Annotated in this window: 22 protein-coding genes; 10 read left to right on the forward strand and 12 right to left on the reverse strand. The window is 61.4% G+C overall.

Annotated features, from left to right (window positions below):
* Positions 1-144: 144 nt before the first annotated feature.
* On the reverse strand, positions 145-318 hold the full coding sequence (locus A6U87_RS30230; RefSeq protein WP_198928749.1) for a hypothetical protein: 174 nt from the start codon (positions 316-318) through the stop codon (positions 145-147).
* A 275-nt stretch (positions 319-593) separates the two neighbouring features.
* On the opposite strand from A6U87_RS30230, the gene A6U87_RS22930 reads away from it, so the two are divergent.
* Positions 594-2,429 carry an aminopeptidase P family protein gene (locus A6U87_RS22930; protein WP_065693618.1) on the forward strand — a complete coding sequence of 612 codons (1,836 nt, stop codon included), beginning with the start codon at positions 594-596 and terminating at the stop codon, positions 2,427-2,429.
* Between the two features lie 18 nt (positions 2,430-2,447).
* Here A6U87_RS22930 and A6U87_RS22935 read toward each other — a convergent pair whose 3' ends face one another.
* Both A6U87_RS22935 and A6U87_RS22940 read right to left on the reverse strand, forming a co-directional pair.
* On the reverse strand, positions 2,448-2,756 hold the full coding sequence (locus A6U87_RS22935; protein WP_065693619.1) for an AzlD family protein: 309 nt from the start codon (positions 2,754-2,756) through the stop codon (positions 2,448-2,450).
* Position 2,757: 1 nt separating this feature from the next.
* Positions 2,758-3,474 carry an AzlC family ABC transporter permease gene (locus A6U87_RS22940; protein ID WP_065693620.1) on the reverse strand — a complete coding sequence of 239 codons (717 nt, stop codon included), beginning with the start codon at positions 3,472-3,474 and terminating at the stop codon, positions 2,758-2,760.
* Between the two features lie 131 nt (positions 3,475-3,605).
* Here A6U87_RS22940 and A6U87_RS22945 point away from each other — a divergent pair, with 131 nt between their 5' ends.
* Positions 3,606-3,854: a DUF2164 domain-containing protein gene (locus A6U87_RS22945; protein WP_065693787.1), complete on the forward strand. Its 249-nt coding sequence runs from the start codon at positions 3,606-3,608 to the stop codon at positions 3,852-3,854.
* Here the strand turns inward: A6U87_RS22945 and pncA are convergent, their stop codons facing one another.
* Positions 3,855-4,481 (reverse strand): bifunctional nicotinamidase/pyrazinamidase, encoded by a 627-nt coding sequence (pncA, locus tag A6U87_RS22950; RefSeq protein WP_065693621.1) that lies wholly within the window; start codon positions 4,479-4,481, stop codon positions 3,855-3,857.
* 107 nt (positions 4,482-4,588) lie between these two features.
* Positions 4,589-5,863: a sugar MFS transporter gene (locus tag A6U87_RS22955; RefSeq protein ID WP_141684040.1), complete on the reverse strand. Its 1,275-nt coding sequence runs from the start codon at positions 5,861-5,863 to the stop codon at positions 4,589-4,591.
* A 316-nt stretch (positions 5,864-6,179) separates the two neighbouring features.
* Between A6U87_RS22955 and A6U87_RS22960 the strand changes: the two genes are divergently transcribed.
* On the forward strand, positions 6,180-6,686 hold the full coding sequence (locus tag A6U87_RS22960) for a GrpB family protein (protein ID WP_065693623.1): 507 nt from the start codon (positions 6,180-6,182) through the stop codon (positions 6,684-6,686).
* Between the two features lie 22 nt (positions 6,687-6,708).
* On the opposite strand, the gene A6U87_RS22965 is transcribed toward A6U87_RS22960, so the two are convergent.
* From A6U87_RS22965 to A6U87_RS22975, 3 genes are all read right to left on the reverse strand, one after another.
* Positions 6,709-8,349, reverse strand: coding sequence for a Na+/H+ antiporter (locus A6U87_RS22965; RefSeq protein WP_065693788.1), 1,641 nt, complete (start codon positions 8,347-8,349; stop codon positions 6,709-6,711).
* A gap of 237 nt (positions 8,350-8,586) precedes the next feature.
* On the reverse strand, positions 8,587-9,084 hold the full coding sequence (locus A6U87_RS22970) for a hypothetical protein (protein WP_065693624.1): 498 nt from the start codon (positions 9,082-9,084) through the stop codon (positions 8,587-8,589).
* Positions 9,085-9,453: 369 nt separating this feature from the next.
* The gene (locus A6U87_RS22975; protein WP_065693625.1) at positions 9,454-10,290 is read right to left on the reverse strand and encodes a siderophore-interacting protein; all 837 of its coding nucleotides are present in this window, start codon (positions 10,288-10,290) and stop codon (positions 9,454-9,456) included.
* Positions 10,291-10,577: 287 nt separating this feature from the next.
* On the opposite strand from A6U87_RS22975, the gene A6U87_RS22980 reads away from it, so the two are divergent.
* Positions 10,578-10,925, forward strand: a complete 348-nt coding sequence (locus A6U87_RS22980) for a hypothetical protein (protein WP_065693626.1) — start codon at positions 10,578-10,580, stop codon at positions 10,923-10,925.
* A gap of 337 nt (positions 10,926-11,262) precedes the next feature.
* On the opposite strand, the gene A6U87_RS22985 is transcribed toward A6U87_RS22980, so the two are convergent.
* Positions 11,263-13,740 carry an ATP-dependent helicase gene (locus A6U87_RS22985; protein ID WP_065693627.1) on the reverse strand — a complete coding sequence of 826 codons (2,478 nt, stop codon included), beginning with the start codon at positions 13,738-13,740 and terminating at the stop codon, positions 11,263-11,265.
* Positions 13,741-14,009: 269 nt separating this feature from the next.
* On the opposite strand from A6U87_RS22985, the gene A6U87_RS22990 reads away from it, so the two are divergent.
* The gene (locus A6U87_RS22990) at positions 14,010-14,270 is read left to right on the forward strand and encodes a hypothetical protein (protein WP_065693628.1); all 261 of its coding nucleotides are present in this window, start codon (positions 14,010-14,012) and stop codon (positions 14,268-14,270) included.
* Positions 14,271-14,297: 27 nt separating this feature from the next.
* Here the strand turns inward: A6U87_RS22990 and A6U87_RS29800 are convergent, their stop codons facing one another.
* Positions 14,298-14,591 carry a hypothetical protein gene (locus A6U87_RS29800; protein ID WP_141684032.1) on the reverse strand — a complete coding sequence of 98 codons (294 nt, stop codon included), beginning with the start codon at positions 14,589-14,591 and terminating at the stop codon, positions 14,298-14,300.
* A gap of 11 nt (positions 14,592-14,602) precedes the next feature.
* Between A6U87_RS29800 and A6U87_RS22995 the strand changes: the two genes are divergently transcribed.
* The 4 genes from A6U87_RS22995 (at position 14,603) to A6U87_RS23010 (ending at position 21,025) form a co-directional block, all read left to right on the forward strand.
* Positions 14,603-15,757 (forward strand): efflux RND transporter periplasmic adaptor subunit, encoded by a 1,155-nt coding sequence (locus A6U87_RS22995; protein WP_065693629.1) that lies wholly within the window; start codon positions 14,603-14,605, stop codon positions 15,755-15,757.
* Positions 15,754-18,909: an efflux RND transporter permease subunit gene (locus A6U87_RS23000; protein ID WP_065693630.1), complete on the forward strand. Its 3,156-nt coding sequence runs from the start codon at positions 15,754-15,756 to the stop codon at positions 18,907-18,909. Before A6U87_RS22995 ends, A6U87_RS23000 begins: the two co-directional genes overlap by 4 nt.
* Positions 18,910-19,160: 251 nt before the next feature.
* Entirely contained in the window at positions 19,161-20,156 is a 996-nt protein-coding gene (locus A6U87_RS23005) for a flagellin (protein WP_065693631.1), read from the forward strand.
* Between the two features lie 203 nt (positions 20,157-20,359).
* Positions 20,360-21,025, forward strand: coding sequence for an OmpA family protein (locus tag A6U87_RS23010; RefSeq protein ID WP_065693632.1), 666 nt, complete (start codon positions 20,360-20,362; stop codon positions 21,023-21,025).
* Positions 21,026-21,076: 51 nt separating this feature from the next.
* Here the strand turns inward: A6U87_RS23010 and A6U87_RS23015 are convergent, their stop codons facing one another.
* Positions 21,077-21,484 carry a DUF2000 family protein gene (locus A6U87_RS23015; RefSeq protein ID WP_065693633.1) on the reverse strand — a complete coding sequence of 136 codons (408 nt, stop codon included), beginning with the start codon at positions 21,482-21,484 and terminating at the stop codon, positions 21,077-21,079.
* Between the two features lie 33 nt (positions 21,485-21,517).
* On the opposite strand from A6U87_RS23015, the gene A6U87_RS23020 reads away from it, so the two are divergent.
* Positions 21,518-22,405, forward strand: coding sequence for an AraC family transcriptional regulator (locus A6U87_RS23020; protein WP_065693789.1), 888 nt, complete (start codon positions 21,518-21,520; stop codon positions 22,403-22,405).
* Here the strand turns inward: A6U87_RS23020 and A6U87_RS23025 are convergent.
* Positions 22,365-23,459 (reverse strand): AbrB family transcriptional regulator, encoded by a 1,095-nt coding sequence (locus tag A6U87_RS23025; RefSeq protein WP_065693634.1) that lies wholly within the window; start codon positions 23,457-23,459, stop codon positions 22,365-22,367. The genes A6U87_RS23020 and A6U87_RS23025 overlap by 41 nt on opposite strands.
* Positions 23,460-23,555: the final 96 nt, after the last annotated feature.

Below are 23,555 nucleotides of genomic sequence, written 5' to 3' on the forward strand. Positions count from 1 at the left end.
AAAGGCGGTGCCGATGGCACCGCCTTGAGACCGGTTTCCCGGTCAATGCCCGCGAGCTCAAAGGAGGAGAGACGCTCGAGCGGGCTTCTACTTGTTCTGATCGCCGGTCCGGTGAGGGAGGAGGAGAACGGAGCGGCGAGTTGCTCAGAACGCGTAGCTGGTTGCGCCCTGGTGGCGCGTAACTTGGTGGCGGGCGCCGAGCATCGTGAGGGTTCCCTCATTCTGCGGACGGTGCGAGCCGATGATATGACGGACAGTCTGGCGCTCGCCAGCCTGCACCGGGCTGCTGTAAGCGAAGCGCGACAGAGAGGCAGTCATTTCAAAATTCCTTTTCGTTTGAGGTTCGTCTCGAACCCGTTTGATGGCGCCTATATAGCTATTTAGAAAAGTTGAGGCAGAGGGTTTCGTTCATGGGAGCCATGCAGCGAATGCATAAAGCGTGCCAGTTTGATTATTGCCGCCCCATTTCCGCCCAAATGTTGGGCGGTCTGCGGGGATGTCGGGCGGCTCTTCTTTCGCATTTTGTCTGATTTTCCGATAACATAGCCGCGATCCGCCTTTCGGGATTCGCAGCAAACACCAGGTTCTTGAGCATGTTCCAGTCTTTCGAAGTCACTTCATCGCCGCAATTTGGCCGTGATCGCGTCACGGCTCTTCGCGAAAGTTTCGATGCGTTGGGTATCGATGCCTTCCTTGTGCCGCGCGCAGACGAGTTCAACGGTGAATATGTTCCCGCCTGCGCCGAGCGGCTGGCCTGGCTGACGGGCTTTACCGGCTCGGCAGGGATGGCGCTGGTTATGCGCTCGCAGGCAATCGTCTTCGTCGACGGGCGCTATGTGACGCAACTTGCCGAACAGGTGGATGGCACGGTCTTTACCGGCGGCGACCTCGTCAACGAGCCAGCGCATCTCTGGTTGAGCAAGAATGGTTCCAAGGGATTGCGCCTCGGTATTGATCCCTGGCTGCACTCGGGAGCCGAGGTTCGGCGTCTGGAGAAGGCGCTGGCCGAAATCGGCGGCTCGCTTGTCATCCTGCCGCACAATCCGCTCGACAAGCTGTGGACCGGCCGGCCCCAGGAGCCGCTTGGCGCCGTTGCCATCCAGAACATTGCGCAGGCAGGCGTGCTGGCGACGGACAAGATCGCTACGATCGCGGCTGACCTGTCCAAGAAGAACCTGAAGGCTGTTTTGATTGCCGATCCCTCGTCGGTTGCGTGGACCCTCAACATTCGCGGTGCGGACGTGCCGCATACGCCGCATCCGCTTGCACGTGCCATCGTCTACGCGGACGGTAAGGCAGACGTCTTTCTCGACAAGCGCAAGACCGGCATCGAGGCTGAAGCCTATCTGGCGCAGATGTGCCTGCAGCTGCCGCCATCGGCGCTCGACGAGAGGCTTGTCGCCGTCTCGAAGGATGGTGGGCGCATCCTTGTCGACCCCGATCTGACGTCCTTTGGCTTGGCCGACATCATTCGAAAGGCTGGCGGCGAAGTTGTCGAGGGGAACGACCCGGCGAAATTGCCTCGGGCGGTCAAGAACGGCGTCGAGATCAACGGATCGGCTGCCGCGCATCTGCAGGACGGTGCGGCGATGGTCGAGTTCCTCTGCTGGCTTGCGCAGACGAAGCCGGGGACCGTTACCGAAATCGAAGTGGCGGAGAAGCTCGAGGCTGTGCGGGCGCGCGTTGGCGATCTGATGCAGAACCCGCTCAAGGACATTTCCTTCGACACGATCTCGGGCGCCGGCGAACATGCAGCGATCATGCACTATCGCGTCACGACCGAAAGCAACCGCAAGCTTGAAGCGGGCGAACTGTTTCTGATCGATTCCGGTGCGCAGTATATCAACGGGACGACGGACATTACCCGGACGGTCGGCGTCGGCACGGTTTCGGAAGAACACAAGCGCTTCTTCACGCTTGTTCTGAAGGGCATGATCCAGATCGGCACGGCGCGTTTTCCCAAGGGTACGCGCGGCTGCGATCTCGATCCGTTGGCGCGAATTGCGCTGTGGCGGGCGGGTGCCGATTTCGGCCATGGCACCGGCCATGGTGTCGGTTCCTACCTCTCCGTACATGAGGGACCGCAGCGGATCTCGCGGCTTTCGACACAGGAGCTTCTGCCCGGCATGATCCTCTCGAACGAACCCGGATATTATCGCCCGGGCGCTTTCGGCATTCGTATCGAAAACCTGATCTATGTGCGTGACGCCGAGGCGATCGAGGGCGGCGACACGCCGATGCTCGGCTTCGAGACGCTGACCTTCTGCCCGATCGACCGCAACCTCGTCATTCCCGAGTTGCTGACGCACGACGAGCTGCACTGGTTCAACAACTATCATCAGCGAACCCGCGAAGCGCTGATGCCGCTGATCCACGATCACGATGTCAAGGCGTGGCTGGAAAACGCAACGCTGCCGCTGGAATACTAAGAGGCGGCGGAGAGGGCGTCACACTCCGATGGTGTGACGCCAGGCCATGACGACGACCCATGCGGCGACCAACATCCAGCTGTGGGATACCCGCAGGCCGACCAGCAAGGCGACGACGAGCGCCAGCTTCGATTCCCATCCACCTGTGAAAAACGCCGGGGCGACCAGCGTTGTCAGCACGGCAGCAGGCACGGCGGCCAGTGCCGCCTCCATGCGTGGCGGTATGCGTTTCATTGTGGTGATGAGGATGTAGCCGCCGATGCGGGTGGCGTATGTCGCCACAGCCGCAGCGAGGATGATCAGCACCATGTGAAGATCCAATGTCATGTCACACCTCGTGCAGATCGGTTTCGAGTTCTTGCTCATGCGGTGGCGGGGGCAGCAAGGCAGCGAGCAGAATGCCGGCAGCCGCGCCCAGGCTGACATGCCAGGGAGACCCGACGTAGCGATAGGCGATGATCGAGGCGACGGCGCTTACCAGCGATACGGGCAGGAAATTGTCGCGGTGGCGAAAATCCAGCACGATGCCCAGGAAGTAAGCCGGCAGAAGGATATCCAGGCCGATCGACTTCGGATCGCCGATGAAGCTGCCCAGCAGCCCGCCTATCAGGCTGACGATCACCCAGGGAACATAGATGGCGAGACCGAAGCCGAGGTACCATGCAAAGGTCACCGGTTTGCCGGCTTCGCCGCGCTTGACCGTCTCTGCAAACTGCGGGTCGACAAGCAGGAAGAAGGTGAAGAACTTCTGCACCGGCGTGAAATGCTTCACATAGGGCGCCAGGGCAGCGGAATAGAGCACGTGGCGGAAGTTGACGGCAAGGATCGAGGCGACGATCAACCAGGCCTGAATATCATGGCCGAAAAGCTCGATACCCACCATTTGGCTCGCGCCGGCGTAGACAGTCGCACTCATGAGCGTGAGCTCGGCAAGCGACATGCCGTGATCTGCGGCGAGCGCACCGAATAGCGCGCCGAACGGAGCAGCTGCTACGGTGATGGGAAAACCGCCGCGCAGACCGTCGATAAAATTCGCACGACTCATCGGCGACCATCCTTCTGGAATTTTCGCTCCGTCTACGGTGATGGGGCCGCTGCCGCAAACGAATTTCCTTGATTGAAAGATCGATTTCGCTGAACGGTTCCCGGGATGGCAAGTCGCAGGCGAGGGAACAGATGAAGGCGATCGAACTCACGAAGGAAGAAAAGACGGCCCTGATCGGACGCGTACAGCATTATTTTGATGCCGAACTCGACCAGAAGATCGGGCTGCTGAAGGCAGAGTTCGTGCTCGATTTCTTCGCGAAGGAGATCGGCGCGGCTTACTACAAGCAAGGCATCGACGACGCGCAGATCGCCTTAGCTCGCCGCATCGATGACTTCGCCGAGGATGTCTACCAACTGCAGCGCGATGCCACGGAATGACTAGCCGGCGATCGCCTGGTCGCTCGTGACGATGGCGATTCCGCGCGAACGCATTTCCTCGATCGCGGCCGTAATGCCTTCCGGCGTGATGCCGCGGCTGGCATCCTCGATGAAGCGAACTGTTACGCCCGGCAGCATCTCCACAGCATCGAGGGCTGAAAACTTCACGCAGTAATCGGTCGCAAGGCCGCAGACATCGAGATCAGTCACGCCTTGTTGTGCGAGGTAGTCGGCAAGGCCGGTCGTCGCGTCCTGATCGTTGTCGCGAAAGGCCGAGTAGCTGTCGACCGCGCTATCCTGACCCTTCTGTTGGATGAAATGTATGTCAGCGGTTCTAAGGTGGGGATGAAATTCTGCGTCGGGCGTGCCCTGTACACAGTGGTCGGGCCACATCATCTGCGGCTTGCCGGAAAGTGTTCCGATCTCGAAGTGCGTCTTGCCGGGATGAGAGGATGCGAAGCTGCCGTGGTCAGCAGGGTGCCAATCCTGGGAGGCGACGATCAGATCGTATGTGCCACTGTCGATCAGCCGGTTGGCGACCGGAACCACCTCGTCGCCCCCAGGGACTGCAAGATTGCCTCCCGGGCAAAAACCATTCTGGATATCGACCAGCAGCAAGGCCTTCATGAAATGCGTCTCCAACTGTTGTTGCAGCGCAAGATGCCAAGCCGGTCGACGACGTGCAAGGGCGGAAACGCTTCGCCGCGCGGGCGGCGAAGCGTCATGGGTGCGGATCAGGCGGGGCGATGCCCCTTGAGGCCGTAGAAGGCGATGTAGGCGTAGCAGACGATCGGCATCAGGAAGGCGAGATGGATGCCGATGGTATCGGCGAGCCCGCCCTGAATCAGCGGTAGCAGAGCGCCGCCGACGATGGCCAGGCATAGAATGCCGGAGCCCTGGCTCGTGTACTTGCCAAGACCGTAAAGCGCCAAGCTGAAGATCGTCGGGAACATGATCGAATTGAACAGTCCGACCGCCAGCACGGACCACATGGCCACATGGCCGCCGGAGAAGACCGTCAAGAGGAGAAGGGCGATGACGACAACTGCGTTGAAGGCGAGCGCCTTGCCGTCGTCAACGTAGCGCATCGCAGCCGAACCGATGAACCGGCCGATCATGGCGCCGCCCCAGAAGTAGGAGACATAGTGCGCCGCCTCGGCTTCAGAGAAGCCTGCGATGTCGGGCTGGCTCATGAAGTTGACGAGAAAACTGCCGATGCTGACTTCGGCGCCGACGTAAAGGAAAATGCCGACAGCGCCTAGGACCAGGTGGCGATACTGCCAGGCGGATCCGCCGCCGGTGATCGGCTCGAGGTCTTCGCTGCCGTCGACTTCCGGCAGCTTCAAGGCCGCGAACAGTGCTGCAAGTAGCAGGAAGGCGATGGCCAGCAGCATGTAGGGGAATTTCACCGCGCTTGCTTCCGCGAGCTTGATGGCGTCGAGCTGTTCCGGCGTTGCGCCGGCAACGGCCGCTGTCGCTGCCGAAAGAATGAGAAACGCACCGAACATCGGCGCCAGTGTTGTGCCGAGCGAGTTGAAGGCCTGGGTGAGGTTCAGTCGGCTGGCAGCTGTATCCGGCGGGCCGAGCACGGTCACGTAAGGATTGGCCGCGACCTGGAGCAGCGTGATGCCGCTCGCCAGCACGAACAATGCGCCGAGGAAGAGGGCGTAGACACGATAGCTCGCGGCCGGGATGAACAGGCCGCAGCCGATCGCGGCGACGACGAGGCCGAGAACGATGCCCCATTTGTAGCCGATGCGCTTGACGAGGGCGCCGGCAGGCAGTGAGGCGACGAAATAGGCGCCAAAGAAGCAGAACTGGATGAGCATGGACTGCGTGTAGTTCAGCTGGAACACATTCTTCAGGTGGGGCACGAGAATGTCGTTCAGGCAGGTGATGAAGCCCCACATGAAGAAGAGCGACGTCAACGCCACGAGGGCAAATTGATAGTTCGCAGCGGGGGAGGATGCAGGCGAAGCCGGGCGTGTCGTCGCGGCATTGTTGGTGATGATACCAGCCACTTTCTTATACCTCTTGTTCTTGTTGGCGCCGGGTATTTTCCGTTGAAAGCCGTCTGATACGACGGGCCGGCGGTGGCTCGGCGAGCACTCTGGGAGGAAGCGTGCAACAAGCCACAGAGCTCATATAAGCCGCGGCGAAGAATTTCGATAGTATTCAAACGATTTTTATTGTGCTTTGCGAAAAGATTTTTGCGATTGCGAACAGGGTGGGCGCAATGCTGAACAACGTTGCGGCTGCCGTCCCGAAGTCTACGCTGTGGGGCAGACTGTTGATTCGACCGGTGGGGAGCGGAGAACGCGTTCGATGGCAACGTTGGTCGAAATCGTTCCGTATGACGAGAACTGGCCGAGACTATTCCATCAGATCGCCAATGATCTGCATCGGCTGCTGGGAACGGTCGTGCTGGCGATCGATCATGTTGGGAGCACCTCGGTTCAGGGTCTTTCCGCCAAGCCGGTGATCGACGTGGATATCACTCTGCGCAGTCTGCCGGATGTTCCCGCCGCAAGCGAAAAGCTCATTGCTTCTGGCTATGAGCCGCGCGGAAATCGCTGGGACGACGACATGTGGGCGTTCATGCAGCACACAAGCGTGCCGAAGCAACGTGTCTATCTTTGCCCTCCAGGCAATGAGACTCACAGGCGTCGCATGGTGTTTCGCGACTATCTGCGCGCCCATCCTGATGCCGCGGGGCAATACGCCTCTCTCAAGCAAACGCTGGCGATCGCGTTTTCTTATGACGGGGATCGATACACCGCAGGCAAGCGGGCGTTTGTCGAGGACATCCTTCGAAAAGCCAGTCACCGCTAGGCTTACCGCTGCGGTGATCGGGTCACGGTGAGCCGAACCTGGCCTCGGCAAGATCTGCTTCGCGCACCAGCTTTTTCATCAGCTCTTCCGAAAGCTTGCGTGATTTTCTGAGACGAAAGAACTCGGCGCGTTCGGCCCTGACGCCGGCGACCCACAGCTTGCGTTCGATCTCTTCGATGCGCCTTGCCAGGTCCGCGTCGTCGCCGGTCTTGGAGCGGCCATCGATGCGGCGCCGGTAGATGTCCATCAGCCGCGCGCCGGCATCCGTGTAGATATCCGCATCGGCCCGGCCTTCGCTCATGTCGTGTTGCAGGGCCTCGATGGCCCTGATCGCTGCTTCTGCTCCCTTGATGCGTGCCTCGTCCTCCTCGCGCTGATGCGACGGCTCCGGCGGTATCTGGAGGTCCTTCAGCAGGACGGGGAGGCCGATGCTGGCAACGATCAGCGATACGATAATGACGCCGGCGGCCAGGAAGATGGCAAGATCGCGGGCAGGGAAGGCCGACCCGTCCGGCATGGCCAGCGGCAGCGTAAGCACGCCCGCCAGTGTGATGGCGCCGCGTACGCCTGCGACCGAGGTAGCCGCGATGAGGCGCCAGCTAGGCCGAACGATGACTTGGCCTCGTTTTGCGGCACGGTACAACGTAAAGCGCAGCGAAACCCACACCCAGACGAAGCGAAGAATACCGAGCGCCAGATTGATGGCAATGACGTACCCGATCAGCCAGATTGGGTCATGATGCCCGGTCTCGCGGACGACGCGAGCGGCACCCGACGCGATCTGGGGCAACTGCTCGCCAAGCAGCACGAAGATGATGCCGTTCATCGAAAACTGCACGGTGTCCCATACCGCTGTCCGGCGCACGCGGGTGATCGCCAGCGTCCTGCCGCCTTGCTCGCCGTAGCTCATGGTGATGCCGGCCGCGACGGCCGCCAGGATGCCAGAACACTCAAGATGCTCGGCCACGAGATAGGCCGCGAAAGGAATGAGGAGACTGATGAGGATCTGCGATCCGGTTTCCTCGCCGAGACGACGCGTAAAGAAGCTCTGGGTTCGCAAGATCACCCAAGCCAATGCGACACCGATCAGGATGCCCCCGACGGCGACCCAGACAAAGGTTCCCGACGCCTCGACAAGCGAGAAGGTACCGGTCAGCGCTGCGGCAACTGCGAAGCGCATGCAAACGAGGCCCGATGCGTCGTTCAGCAGCGATTCCCCCTCGAGGATATGCATAAGCCGATTTGGAATCGGGACGCGCGCGGCGATCGCCGAGACCGCGATGGGATCGGTCGGCGAGACGATGGCGGCGAGCGCGAAGGCGACAGCAAGGGGCATCGAGGGGATGAGCCAGTGAACGAAGAGACCCACGCCAAGAACCGTAAAGACGACGAGGCCAAGCGCCAGTTCGAGGATGACGGCCTTGTCTCGAAACAGACCTTCCTTGGGAATGCGCCAGCCATCGAGGAACAGGAGAGGCGGCAGGAACAGCAGGAAAAACAGGTCTGGATCAAGGTTGACACCCAGGTCAGCGAAGACCGTTATGACCGCGCCCAGTGCGATTTGCACGATTGGTTGCGGCACCGGAATCGGCGAAAGGCGCGTGAGTGTTCCGCTGATGACCACTGCACACAGCAGCAGCAACGCGACGCCAATACTTTCCATGAAATGCCGATCCTTCATCATTCGCGATGGATCGTTTCTGCGTCTTTTCGGCTGCCCGTGCAACCGCGCGAACGCCTTTTTCCGGATGGCCCCGCCGATCAGCGGTGTTTCCGGTCGTGGCTCTCAGGATGGCCAAGACGTCGAAGCAAAAGTCGCTCCGCCTGACCCGAACACGGCAGGCGGCGGTCTTATCGCGGGTGGCTTTGGCTCCCCCGGCGGAGCCGTGCCACGCGGCAATCAGACGGACTGCACGTTGTCGCTTGTCGTATCGGCTGCTGCCGAAGAGCCGTATGTGCTCTGGTATGCGCGAAGCGCTGTCTGCATGTCGTTCAGCACTTGCGTCAGGATCGGGTCGTCACTGCCATTGGCGCTGCTTGCAATGCTCGACGTATCCGCGGAAAGGATTTCGTCAGTGGTCAGCTTGCCGTCACCGTTGGCATCCAGCGAGGCAAGAATGCCCTTGCTGCTGTCGTCGCCGCTGTCATCCGTGCTGCTGTCGTCGCTGGCGCTGGACTGCTGCATCTGCAGCATGATCGAGACGATGTCGGCTGCGATCTTCTGCGTGACGCTGGCACTGTCGCTGCCGCCGCTGGCCGTCGATTTCGTGGAGGTGGTCGACGTGGAGCTGCCGTTGGCGGCCGCCAGTTCGTCAGCGGAAACGATGCCGTCGCCATTCTTGTCGAGGCTGGAAATATATGTGGACGTGCTGCTGCCCAGGGAGGAAACACTGGTCACCTGAATCTCCTTTAGAGTTCATCGTGAAACCCGCCTTTCATGGGCGGACGCAAACGGGCTAAGATGATTTGCCCCCGACGTCAAAACGGGAATGTTGTGATGAATTTCAGCCGATTGACCAAACAGGCCGAAGCAGTTTAACCTTTCGTTTACGCTTTGCATTATCTTGAAATTGCTGACGTTTTTGACGCGGAAAATCCGGCCCGTCAGGCATATTCCGTTCGAATGACCACCATTTTGTCATGGAATGATGGGCAACGCGCGCTGAGGCGGCTGGCGCGTTGGCGATCGGCCTGCGGCATTTCGTCTTCTTCTGCGCGTCGTGGCGTTGCCCCGCCCTGAAAGGCGGAGCAAACATCTGGCTACGACTCAATCGCCGTGCGTTTCGTGGAAGTCGGCCTGGCCACGCTTCCAGTAACCGGCGGCCTTGATCCAGGCCTTGGGATGCTGCCGCTCGTTGACCATGACGGCGCGCAGACGCTTGGCGATGACGGTTTCGCAGGCGATCCAGACATAGCCATCGCCCGTGGGCAGGGCGAGACCCCGTAGCGCCTGGTCGAGCCCGTCGGTCGTGCCCGCGGGTTCGGCGCCGCGATGCAGCCAGATGCAGGAAACCTCGGCGTTGCTGGTGAACGCTTGCTCCTCTTGGGGGCCTGCCACTTCAACGACGACGAGCGCCTTGGCGGTGGCGGGCAGTTCCTCAAGGCGACGACCGATGGCGGGCAGGGCGGTTTCGTCGCCGGCCAGCAGATACCAGTCGAAATCGGTGGCGACGACGAAGGAGCCGCGCGGGCCACCGAGGCCAAGCTTGTCGCCGGGCTTCGCATTGATCGCCCATTCGGTGGCGGGGCCTGCCTCGTGCAGCGCGAAGTCGATGTCGAGTTCCCCGGTCGCGGCATCGTATCGGCGCGGCGTGTAGTCGCGCAGCGACGGACGATTGGCCGGATCGATCATCGGCTTGCCGTCGGGGCCGATCTCCGGAAAGCTCGGCTCTTCGCCGGGGCGGGGAACAAGCACCTTGACGTGGTCGTCATGGCCGAGGCTGACGAAACCGTCCAGGTCGGCGCCGGCCAGTGTCACGCGCAGCATCTGCGGCGTGACATGCTCGATGCGGCGGACAGTGAGCACGCGGCGCTTGAGTTCGTGGCGGACGCGTTCGATCAGGTGGCGCTTTTCGGGAGAGGTGGAGGCGGTGTTGGCCGTCATCAGTGGTTCCTTTGATGGAACCGGGAATGCGTAAGACGCAGGCACGCCGCGCCGCTCGCACCCCGGGTTCGGGTTCGATCAGCGCGTTGGTTGACGTTAACGCTTACGTGCAACGTTCCTCGCTGAGAGGGACGGGCAGATGTCATCCCGATCTAACGGGGTGTTGCTGGTCTGGCAAGAAGAAAACATGATTTTTATGTGAAGGATTTGTAATCTTTTGCGGCTCTTGCCGTTCTCACGGATTTCTGCCTTCCTTGGCCATCGATGATCAGCCGGAAACAAACGCCATGGCCGAGCCCGGTCCAGAGGAAAAGATCGATGCAACCTTCCGCAACGGCTCGCTGACGGCCGCCGGCATCATCCTCGGCTTTTCCCTGAATTTCATCAGCCACTGGGTTTCTAACCCGAACGACTGGAGCAAGATCGACATCCTGCCGATGCTGCTGCTGACGGCGGGTATCGCCATCCAGGTCAAGGTCTTCGCCGACCTACTCGCGCGCGACTCCCTGATCGCGGCGAAATACGACCGCTCGCGTCGGCTCTTTCTTGTCGGCCTGGGCATCGTGGCCGCCGGGATCGGGCTGGCGTTGCTCAACGATATATTGGGACTGGGATCGATGCCGATCTTGGGGTGAGGGTCGGCGAAATCATGAAACCGCCGCCTGCCTCCTCGGGTGCCATGAGGGGCAGTTCTAGGCCCACTCCTCAGGCATGGTTAGTCTCACGTGCCGATGATCTTGTTGCAGGCGAGCGCGATGCTGGGGTTGCTCACGATGGCGATCACCAATGATAGTCCGATCAATGATAGTGAGTAGCGTTTCATCTGCATCCTCCTATTCAAGCCCGCAAACAGCATCTGCGGGAGTCGAGTATGTCGCAGAAGAGGCCCGATACGAAGTCACGAATGGGTGACACGGCATGCGGGTAGCGGCTGCCAGAGCCGCCATGCCAACGGTCGGTGAACGGGCCGCGCTACGAAACCCGCTCCACAAACCCGTCCAGCACGCGCTTTTCACCGGCGCGGTCGAATTCGATCGTCAGCTTGTTGCCTTCGATGGACTTGATGTTGCCGTTGCCGAACTTGAGGTGGAAGACGCGGTCGCCGGTCTTGAACTTCGAGGGTTCGCTGGCGGTGGATTTGGCAATCAGTTCGCCATCGATGGTGCGGGTCTTCGGTCCGCTTTCGCCGTAGCCGATGCGTTCGACGGAATGGCCGGAACGGGAGCCCCAATTGTCGCGGGTGGCGTCGTTGCGGTTTTGCTGGGCGCGCTTCCAGCCGGGCGTGGAATAGCTGTTGGCGAAGGGCTCGGCCTTGTCGAAGCGCGATTGGCCGTAGCCACCGCGGCCGTAGCCGCCGTAGCTCTGCTCGACTTCGGCGACCTCGACGTGAGTATCCGGCAGTTCGTCGAGGAAGCGCGAGGGGATGGTCGATTGCCAGAGGCCGTGGATGCGGCGGTTGGAGACGAACCAGATGTGGCAGCGGCGCTTGGCGCGCGTCAGGCCGACATAGGCGAGGCGGCGTTCTTCCTCCAGGCCGGCGCGGCCGGTTTCGTCCAGCGAGCGCTGATGTGGGAAGAGGCCTTCTTCCCAACCAGGCAGGAAGACGGTGTCGAACTCGAGACCCTTGGCGGAATGCAGCGTCATGATCGAGACGGCATCGAGGTTCTCGTTCTGCTCGGCGTCCATGACCAGCGAGACGTGCTCGAGGAAGCCGCGCATCGACTCGAAGCTCTCCATCGAGCGGATGAGTTCCTTCAGGTTGTCGAGGCGTGTGGGCGCATCTGCCGACTTGTCGTTCTTCCACATGTCGGTATAGCCCGACTCTTCGAGGATCTGCTCGGCAAGCTCGGTATGTGGCGTGTTTTCAAGTCTTTCCTGCCATCTGCGGAAAGATTGAATCACGTCGAACAGCGCCTTGCGGGCCTTCGGCTTGAGCTCGTCGGTCTCGATCATGTCGGCGGCTGCCGCCAGCATGGGGATGTCGCGGGCGCGGGCATAGTCGTGCAGCGCGCGCACCGTGGTGTCGCCGAGGCCGCGCTTCGGGGTGTTGATGATGCGTTCGAAAGCGAGATCGTCAGCAGGCTGGGCGACGAGGCGGAAATAGGCCATGGCATCGCGGATTTCGAGACGCTCGTAGAAGCGCGGGCCGCCGATCACGCGATAGTTGAGGCCGAGCGTGACGAAGCGATCTTCGAACTCGCGCATCTGGAAGGAGGCGCGCACGAGGATCGCCATGTCGTTCAGCGCATGGGGTTGGCCGGAGGCCCCGCGCTGAAGCTGTTCGATCTCATCGCCGATGGCGCGAGCTTCCTCTTCGGAATCCCAGGAGGCGTGGACTTGCACCTTGATATCGTCGGGGTCTCTACGGTCGGTGAACAGCGTCTTGCCGAGGCGGCCCTCATTGTGGGTGATCAGATGCGCTGCGGCGCCCAGGATATGGGCGGTCGAGCGGTAGTTGCGCTCGAGCTTGATCACCTTGGCGCCGGGGAAATCCTTCTCGAAGCGCAGGATGTTGTCGACTTCCGCGCCGCGCCAACCGTAGATCGACTGGTCGTCGTCGCCGACGCAGCAGACGTTCTGGGGCTCGCCCTTCGGACGCTGGGCGAGCAGGCGCAACCACATGTACTGGGCTGTGTTGGTGTCCTGGTACTCGTCGACGAGGATATAGCGAAAGCGCTGATGATATTCCTTGAGCAGATCGGGCGTCTTCCGGAAGATCGCGATCGGATGCATCAGGAGATCGCCGAAATCGCAGGCGTTCAGCGAAGATAGGCGCTGCTGGTAGGCGAAGTAGAGTTCGCGGCCCTTGCCGTTGGCGAAGGCGCGGGCGTCACCCTCGGGGATGTCGGCGGGGCCGAGGCCCTTGTTTTTCCATGTGTCGATCATGCCGGCGAACTGCTTGGCCGGCCAGCGCTTGTCATCGAGGCCCTCGGCCTGGATCAGCTGCTTGACGAGACGCACGACGTCGTCGGTGTCGAGGATGGTGAAATCCGAGCGCAGGTTGACGAGCTCGGCATGGCGCCGCAGGAGCTTGACGCCGATCGAGTGAAAGGTGCCGAGCCAGGGCATGCCTTCGACGGCGCCGCCGACGAGAACGGCAATGCGTTCCTTCATCTCGCGGGCGGCCTTGTTGGTGAAGGTCACGGCGAGGATCTGCGAGGGGAAGGCGCGGCCGGTATTGAGGATATGGGCAATGCGGGTGGTCAGCACGCGCGTCTTGCCGGTGCCTGCGCCTGCGAGCACGAGAACGGGGCCTTCCAGCGTTTCGACGGCTTCGGTCTGTTCCGGGTTGAGGCCGGTCAGATAGTCCGGACGGCTGCCGCCGTTGCGGGCGGCCATGGCGCGGGCGGCTAACCCTCCCGTTGCATGAGCGGCGGGGGCTTGCTGCTTGCGCGGCGCTTCGCCCGGCTCTTCATCGAAGAAGGGGATATCGTCGAAACTATTGCTCATGGCGCGTAATGTAGTGATTCGGGATGGAAAGACCAGAAAAGATGTTCTGCTTTCATTCTGGGCCTGCTGCTATCCTCAAGTGGCTGCGCGCTGCGCGTTGGCGGCGAAGTGCGCGAGATCGATCGTTCCAACCTATTGTGTTGTCCGGCCCGGCAACTAGCCTGGCCGTCCTGTGATTGTGCTGCCAGCCCTTGATGAAGGCGATAACGTCAGCGTTGAGCCAAGCCATGGCTCCGCATAGTCGCCCCTGAGAACGCACTAATGCAATCATGTTCGTCCTTGATGCCGCCGATTGTAGCCATCAACCGAAAGGTTTCGCGCAGGCTCACGTTCACCTTGGTGCCGTCGCGATTGAGGCGATAGAATGGGATGCCGAGATCCTCCAAGAATTGCGAGCATCGCCGCTGGGCGACCGGCTGTGTGAAAAGAAGATCGGCTGCGCCGGACCCCAGTCGTTATGGAAAATCCTGCTTCCATCTTTGGTGGTAATCTCCGGCACAATCGTCATCCCGTTGGCGCTTGATGAATAGAGCCGGAACGGCTTTGCGCCGGTAGCGTCAGCAGAGGCGGGGAGCAGCGTAATGGTAGGAAATAACAGCGTTATTTGATTTGACATAGCCGGAGCGCATGAGGTGCGCTTGCTGACAGGCATTGCCATGCAGGCCGGAACCGACGTGGTGCTCGTGAATTGCAATTTGCGCGCGGTCGCCGGCTACCGAATATTGACATGACAATTGCGTTATCAAGGTCTGATAAGCTTGCTGCGGGCCGCCGGAGAGTGGATATTGCAGCCGTGTGGCGATTTCGCCCGCGACGCCCCCGCTTGTTGAACGAACCGGTTCACGGTTCATCGGAGACGTGAATGCCCTTACGCAAACAGTTCGTCCTCTGCCTCGGCATTGTTGTTGCCGGCTTCGCGGCATGGGTCGTGTTCGTGCCCGGTGCGACGGATTTCCTGCGAAAGGTTGGCGTCTCTGAGCGGCTGGTTGGTGCTACGACACCGGACAAGGCGGTAGGCGGGGCACAGGAGAGGCGCAGTGGCAGCGGGCGTTCCGATGCAGTCCTCATCGTTACCCAGCCTGTGGTGCAAGGCATCGTCAACGACCGCCTCAACGCGATCGGCACCGGCGAGGCAGTTCGCTCGGTCGTCGTGACGCCCCAGGCCAGCGGTATCATCCGCGAAATTCTGATCAAATCCGGCGAACGGATCTCCAAGGGGCAGATTCTCGCCAAGCTCGATAGCGAAGAGCAGGTGATCGCCCAAGGTCAGGCGGAGGTCGTGCTGAAGAGCGCGATCGAGAAATCCAGCCTCTATCACAACATCAAATCCAGCGTGTCGCGCATGGATGTCTTCGATGCGGAGATCGCGGAGCAGGGTGCGAGACTGCAGCTGCAGGCGGCTGAACTCAATCTGGAGCGGCGCAACATCGTCGCGCCCATCGATGGGATCGTCGGCATCATACCGATCAATATCGGGGACAATGTTTCGACCACAACACCGATCGCAACGCTCGACGATCGCAGCGAGATACTGGTCGACTATTGGGTGCCTGAGCGCTTCGCAAACTCGGTGTCGGTCGGCCAGGCGGTAGAAGCGACCTCGGTCGCGCGTCCCGGCCAGGTCTTTTCGGGTGTCGTCGAAGCCGTCGACAACCGCATCGATGCGGCAAGCCGGACGCTGCGTGTCCGTGCCCGGATCGACAACGCCTCGGACGAGCTGCTGGCCGGCATGTCGTTCAATGTCGGCATGCGGTTCAAGGGCGACCAGTATCCGGCCGTCGATCCGCTGTCGGTCCAGTGGGACGCGCAGGGTTCCTTCGTCTGGCGGGTGGTCGACGGAAAGTCGCGCAAGGTTCCCGTGAGCATCGTGCAACGCAATCCCGACTTCGTCCTCATCAAGGCCGATATCCAGGATGGCGACCTGATCGTAACGCAGGGTCTGCAGCGCGTGCGTGACGGCGGCGCAGTGCGATGGGCGGACGAGGTCGCATCCACGAGCGGGGTTGCGACGCGATGAAGGTGGTCGAGACGCCCGAGAAGCCGGCTGGCGGCAAGGAGACGTTTACAGCGCTTTTCGTGCGGCGGCCAATTCTCGCGCTGGTCTTTAACACCTTGATGATCGTCGCCGGCCTTGCCGCTTACTTCGGCATCGAAGTGCGCGAATTGCCAGAGGTCGATCGCCCAGTTGTCACCGTCCAGACGAAGTTCGATGGCGCGGCGCCGCAGACGATCGACCAGGAGGTGACGAAGGTCATCGAAGGCGCCGTTGCACGGGTCAGCGGGCTCAAGTCGATTTCGTCCAGTTCCCAGTTCGGGCAGAGCCGCGTGACGCTCGAGTTCTCGGATGCTGTCGATCTTTCTGTTGCGGCCAACGACGTGCGCGACGCTGTCGGGCGGATCACGCAAATTCTTCCCGATGACGCCGATACGCCGCAGATCGTCAAGGCGGACGCGGATTCGCAGCCGATCCTGCGGCTCGCGGTCACATCGACCAAGCTCGACATGGACGATCTGACGTTGCTGGTCGAGAACGAAGTCGTCGACAGGTTGGCCGCCGTCGAAGGCGTTGCCGATGTGGAAACATACGGCGAGCAGGAAAAGGCTTTCCGCGTCGACATCAATCAGGGCGAGCTTGCAAGCCGCGGACTGACCATCGGCGACCTCACAGAGGCGCTGTCGAGTGCGGCCTTCGACGTCCCTGCAGGCTCCCTGAAGAGCGGTTCGCAAAGCCTGGTCGTACGGGCAACAGCCACGCTGCAATCGCCGAGCGATTTTGCCAATCTGATCCTGAAGAACCGCATCAGGCTTGGCGACGTCGCGACCGTGACGCTTGGCCCGCGCGATGGACAGACGGCGCTGCGTTCGAACGGCAAGCAGGGTATCGGCCTCGGGGTGATCCGCCAGGCGCAGTCCAACACTCTGAACATATCGACCGGCATCAAGGCCACGGTTGCACAACTGTCGAAGACCTTGCCGGAGGGCACTCAGATCGTCATCACCAGCGACGATGCGGTCTTCATTCAGGGCGCAATTCACGAGGTCGTCCTCGCTTTGATCCTGGCGGCGGCAATCGTTACCGTCGTCATCTACCTTTTCCTGCGGGATTGGCGGGCGACGGTGATCCCGGCAGTGAGCATGCCGGTTGCCTTGATCGGGACGCTGGCTGCGATCTACCTCGCCGGCTTTTCGATCAATATCCTGACACTGCTAGCGATCGTGCTGGCCACCGGTCTTGTGGTCGACGATGCGATCGTCGTGCTCGAGAACATCGTCCGGAGGCGCTCGGAGGGCATGGGACCGCGCGCCGCGGCGGTGCTCGGTACGCGGGAGGTCTTCTTCGCCGTCATCGCAACGACGGCGACGCTTGCGGCCGTCTTCATCCCCCTGTCGTTTCTGCCCGGTCAGGTCGGAGGGCTGTTCCGTGAGTTCGGTTTCGTCCTTGCCATCTCCGTCGGCCTATCCTCGATCGTTGCCCTGACGCTCTGCCCCATGCTGGCTTCGCGAATGCTGACGAGGGAAATGCTCGAGGATCACGGCGTTCTCGGCCGCTTCGGCGAGGGGTTTGCGGCGCTTTACAAGTGGGCGCTCCAGCGGTGCCTCAATGCGCCGCTGGTCGTGATCGTCTGCTGCCTGATGTTCGCGGGCGCTGCCGTGGTGTCTTTCACGACGGTCAAGAGCGAGCTTACGCCGAACGAAGACCGTGCTATGGCGATGATGTGGATGGCCACGCCGCAGGGCTCGAGCCTGGAATATACGGCTGACAAGCTGCAGTTGGTCGAAGAATATTTGCAGCCTCTTCGCGACAGCGGCGAGATCCGCAATATCTTTGCGATGTCGGGCCGCGGTGGGCAAGACAACGGTGCCTTTCTGGTCCTGACGCTGGCGCCCTGGGGAGAGCGCGAGAGAACCCAGGCGCAGATCATCGATGACATCAACGCCGTGGCGGCACGCGTTCCGGCGTTGCGAGGCGGCGCATTCCAGTCGAACAGCCTGCGCATTCGTGGAGCCGGCAGCGGCCTGCAAATGGCGGTCGTCGGGAGCGATTATGAAGCACTGACGGCGGCTGCCATCAAGCTGGTGTCGGCGCTGGAAGCTACGGGTCACTACGAATCCCCACGTCTCGCCAACGAGCCGACGCAGGCGCAGGTCTCGGTATCGATCGACCGTGAACGGGCATCGGATCTCGGTATCAATATCTCGGGTCTCTCCGTCGCGATGCAGTCGCTGCTGGAAGGCCGGTCGGTGGTCGACGTCTTCGTCAAGGGCGAAGCCTATCCTGTCGTTCTGACGTCCAATACGCGACCGCTCGACGATCCGACCGATCTCGAGAACGTCTTCCTGAAAACAGGCGACGGCAAGATCGTGCCGATGTCGGTCATTGCCTCGCTGACGGAGGGCGCGGTCGCGCCACAGCTCAATCGCGAGCAGCAACTGGCATCCGTTGCGATCACGGCGGGCCTGAAGGACGGTATTTCGCTCGGCAATGCCGTTGAAGAGGCGACGGCACTTGCGCAGCCGTTGCTTCCGTCCGGCGCGCGGCTTGTGCCGCTCGCCGAAGCCGCGACCCTTGCGGAAAATTCAAACGGGATGGCGTTGACCTTCGGGTTCGCCATCGTGATCATCTTCCTGGTGCTCGCGGCCCAGTTTGAAAGCGTGCTGTCCTCGCTGATCATCATGTCGACGGTGCCGCTTGGTCTTGCCTGCGCGGTCTTTGCGCTGGTTATCACCGGCTCGAGCCTGAACATCTACAGCCAGATCGGCCTCGTGCTTCTGGTCGGGGTCATGGCGAAAAACGGCATTCTCATCGTCGAGTTCGCCAATCAGCTTCGCGATCGCGGCGTCGATGTGCGCACTGCGATCGAAAATGCCTGCGAACTGCGCCTTCGCCCCGTCATGATGACGATGATCGCGACCATTCTCGGCGGCGTTCCGCTTGTTTTCGCCCATGGCGCCGGTGCGGAGGCGCGGGTGGCGCTTGGTTGGGTCATCGTCGGCGGATTGGGCTTTGCGACGCTGGTGACGCTCTTCATCACGCCGGTCGCCTATCTTCTGATCGCCCGCTTTGCGAAGCCGCACGCGCATGAAGAAGCGCGGCTGCACGAAGAGATGGCGCATGCGTCGCGGCCACGCCCGGTTGCCAAGCCGAGCAGCCTGGAAGCGGCCGAGTAAGCTGACCTGCGGAGCGGGGAAGGTGTCGCGCATGTCATGGTTTACGAGACGTCCGCAAACGTGGTGAATTAATTTCAACCTTTAGCGGTTTTTTAAGCGTAACCGGTAATCATCTTCGATAGTAACCGACAGGTTTCTCCAGCGTTTCGGAGGGCCGTCCAGCGCTGTGTTTGGCGCTCCCGGACATGAATGTTCGCGGTACCGGTTGATTTGTATCAGTTGCGTATTGTTGTGTTCGGAGTTCAGTATCCGTGAGTATTTATCGGCGCACTTCGGTGGATGCCGCGCTTTATGTATTGCGCGACATCGGTCGCGATATGACGAAGACCCAGAGGCAGGTATCAACCGGGCTCAGGGTGGAAAAGGCGTCGGATAATGGCGCCTATTGGGCCATCAGTTCCTCGCTGAAGGGTGACCAGAAGGCGCAGTCCGCGATCCGCGACGCGCTGGGGCTTGCAGCCGCGACGATGGGAACGGCCTCCGAGGCTGTCGACAACACCATCGATATCGTCAGTCAGATCAAGGAAAAGCTTGTGGCGGCGACGGAATCCGGCGTCGACAAGGACAAGATCAATCTGGATATCACCCAGCTGAAGGACCAATTGCGCTCGGTCGCGCAGTCGGCGACGTTCAACGGCGAGAATTGGGTCTCGATCGACGATTCCGACGATCCATCGAAGCCGCGTGAGATCCCGGCGTCGTTCACGCGCAATTCCGATGGCACGATTACGGTAGGCACGCTCACCTATGAGGCGGATCTCGCTCCGGTGGGGTCTGTTTCGTCGAAGGACGCGCGATACCTGATCGACGATCGATCGACCGGTTCCGGCGAATACGGAGCGCTTACGTCGCAGTATTTCGCGACGGAGGTCGGTGCGTCCCAGAACTACGTGATGCTGACGACCGCAGGCAATTCCGGCGGGCAGGTCGAGATCGGCATATCCTCCAGCACGACCACCGATGAGGTCAACGAAATGATCTCGGTCGTCGACAAGATGCTGAACCAGATGACCACCGTAGGTGCTGCCTTTGGAGCGCTCGAAACGCGCATCAGCTTGCAAAGCGACTTCGCGCAGGCGCTCGACGATTCGTTGTCGCGCGGCATCGGGCGCCTGGTCGATGCCGACATGGAGGAACAATCGAGCCGGCTTGCTGCCCTGCAGACACAGCAACAATTGGGGCTGCAGTCGCTGAATATCGCCAATGCGAGCTATGACACGGTCCGGCAATTGTTCCAGAATTTCTGACGGTTGCCTTTGATCCCCAAGCGCCGCCCGCTCTGCTTGCTGGCGGCGCTTTTTGCACGACTTAAATGAGACACTGCTGTTAAAACCCCGCTAGGGCTGTGCAATTCCGCGATTTTTCGGTATCGAACTCGTCCGCTTCATCTTGTTGCCGCATTCCTTAATACTGCTCGCATCACCATTTCGAACCGGAGATACGCCTGTCCATGATCAAGAAATTCATACTTCTGGCCGTTGCCGCAACCTATCTCAGCGCGTGCACCACCACCGACCCCTATACGGGTGAACAGAAGATGTCGAACACGGCTGGCGGCGCCATGCTCGGCGCAGGCGTCGGCGCGCTGGCCGGCCTTGCTGTCGGCGGTTCCGCACACGGACGCCGCAACGCCGCGCTGATCGGCGCAGGTGTCGGCGCCTTGGCAGGTGGCGCGATCGGCAACTACATGGATCAGCAGGAATCCGAACTCCGCGCGCAGCTGCAGGGCACCGGCATCTCCGTGACCCGCAATGGCGACAACATCATCCTGAACATGCCGTCGAACATCACGTTCGATGTCGATCAGGACGCAGTGAAGTCCGGCTTCTATCCGACGCTGAACTCGGTCGCGATCGTGTTGCGCAAGTTCAACCGCACGCTGATCGACGTCAACGGCCATACCGACTCTACAGGCAGCCTGCAGCATAACCAGGATCTGTCGCAGCGCCGTGCCGCCTCGGTTGCGGATTATCTCGGTACGCAGGGCGTCGATCCGCGCCGTGTGTCCGCTGTCGGCTTCGGTCCGTCGCAGCCGATCGCTTCCAACGCCACGGAAGCGGGTCGCGCCCAGAACCGCCGCGTCGAAATCCAGATCGCGCCGGTTACCCAGAGCTAATCGGGGTTGCCTTGAATTGCAAACGGCCGGGTTTTTCCCGGCCGTTTGTCGTTATTGGTGCATGGTCGCGCCCTTGGTGATCTTGTCGACCGTCTTCTTGTCCGCCCTGATGGCGATGCCGACCACCTTGGCATCATCGGGGGCATACTCGGCAAAGACAGCGCGATTGGCCGCGTCGTGGCCAGTCGAGAACATTTCCTCGATGAACAGCGATGACGTCACGCCGCGCTCCAGTGAGCGCCGGTGGATCGTCGACATCGTGTCGTTCTCCGCCGACAAGACGATGATCGGCTGGATGGATAGCGGATTGTAGAGATTGCCGGCGCGATCCTTGTAGGCTTCGCCGATAATCTCCGGGTTCTGGCCAGCGATGCCGCTCATCAGGAAAGCCGTGACGTTCAGCTTCTGCCAGGATGCAAGATTGTTTCGCAGCACGATCGCAATTTTGGTATCAAACATTTCAGTCTCTTTCATGCGGGTTTGGACGTCGCGTTGAGCCAGGATGTAAATCGTCACGCCTATGAAGGTCTTGAACGTTTGTGCACGGAGCAGAGCGCGGACGGGATTACGATCGCGCCTGCGTTTCCCGGTATCGAGCGCATCGGTGCGCAATTTGCCGGCAACGCCTACGAGCCCCATCGACACGATACCTATGCGCTCGGGGTGACCACCAAGGGCGTGCAGACCTTCTCTTATCGCGGCGAGCGGCGGTTCAGCATGCCCGGGCAGGTGATCGTGCTGCATCCGGACGAAGAGCACGACGGGGGAGCTGGGACCGATGACGGCCTGCAATATCGCATGCTCTATCTGGAGCCGGCGATGCTGGTCGAATGCCTGGAAGCCGCACGGGTCGGCCTGCCGTTCGTGGATGAGCCCGTCATCGGCGATCCGCTGTTGGCCGGAACCCTGCTGGCGGCGCTCGGTGAACTGGACCGTGAACTGGATGAGCTCTTCGTCGATGACTTCGTGTCTCGTGTGGCCGACGGGCTGGCACGGCATACAAGGACGCCGCAGCGTCCGCTTGGCAGTGTCGCCTGGCGGCGCGCCAGGCTGGCGCGCGACTACCTCGAGGCGCACGCGACGGAGACGGTTCGGTCCGGTGAGCTTGAAGCGGTGACGGGGCTCGATCGCTTCGCGCTGGCGCGGCACTTCAGGGCGGCTTTCGCCACGAGCCCGCACCGCTATCTCCTGATGAGACGGCTGCAGCAGGCACGTGCGATGATCGGAGCGGGAGATGGATTATCCGACGTCGCAGCGGCGACTGGATTTGCCGATCAGAGCCACCTTCATCGTCACTTCAAGAAGGCGTACGGCATGACGCCGGGCCAATGGGCGACGCTCAGGCGGGATTTTCGGCAAGACCGGATCGCCGCGCGATAAACCGCGCAAGCATCGGGCCGGTGAAGAGGATCACCAGAAATCTGCCGGTCTGCATGGCCATCACGAACGGCATATCGACGTCGCTCGAGGCGGCGATGATCGCAACGGAATCGGCACCGCCCGGGCTGGTGGCGAGATAGGCGGTCAGGGGATCGACGCCGGCAAACTTATGCAGGGCAAAGGCCATGCCGCCGCAGAGTGACATCAGTACCAGGATCGAAGCAGCAACGCGGGGAAGGGCGCGTGCTGCGTGCATGATGATACCGCGCGTGAAGCGCAGGCCGATGCTCCAGCCGATCAGCGCATAGCTGAGAGCAAGAAGCCACATCGGCAACTCGATCTTCATCAGACCGAAGCCTTGGAGAACCGAGCCGAGTATCAGCGGTACGATGATGGTGCCGCCCTGGATACGGAAGCGCACCGCCACAAAGGCAGACAGAGCGGTCAGGGCAACCGTCAGCGCGAAGGCCGGCCAGTCGATCGGCGGAAACAGGATCAGCGGCGGCGGTTCGCCACCGTCGGCGGCAACCCAAAGGCGCGAGACGACGGAGGCGGCGACGGCCACGAACACCACCCGCAGATACTGCATGAAGGCAACCAGCCGGGCGTCCGCGCCGTAGGCCTCCGACATGATGACCATCGCCGACGCGGCACCCGGGGAAGAACCCCATACGGCCGTTGTCCCGGGCAGAACCTGCCAGCGTGTCAGAACCCAGCCGAGCAGGGCGGCTGCGACGATGACCGAGAAGATCATCGCGAGAAACAGCGGGGCATCGGCAGCCATCGTCTGCAGGATATCCACGGTGATGGCCCTGGCCATCAGGAAGCCGACAAGCGCCTGCCCGAAAAGCAATGGCCAGCGCGGAACGCGCAACGGGCCCTGGCCGATGGTGAGTGCAAGAACGATGGCCGCCACCATGGGGCCGATGAGGAGCGAGGCGGGCAGGCCGAGCAGTTCCAGTCCGAAGACGAGCAAGGCGGAGAGGGACAGGAGCAGCGCCCAACGCGGCAGGCTGGCTTTGGGGCGTGCGCGGCTGGCATCCTTCAACGGCATGGTCCTGTGCATGTCTTGCCAATGCCGGGATCTCGGTCGATGGGACGGAGAGCAGGGGAGCAGCACCAGCCGGGAAAGGAAATCGGCCAAAGAGGC

Origin of the sequence: Rhizobium sp. AC44/96, from assembly GCF_001692185.1 — a bacterium.
In the GTDB taxonomy this organism is placed as follows: domain Bacteria; phylum Pseudomonadota; class Alphaproteobacteria; order Rhizobiales; family Rhizobiaceae; genus Rhizobium.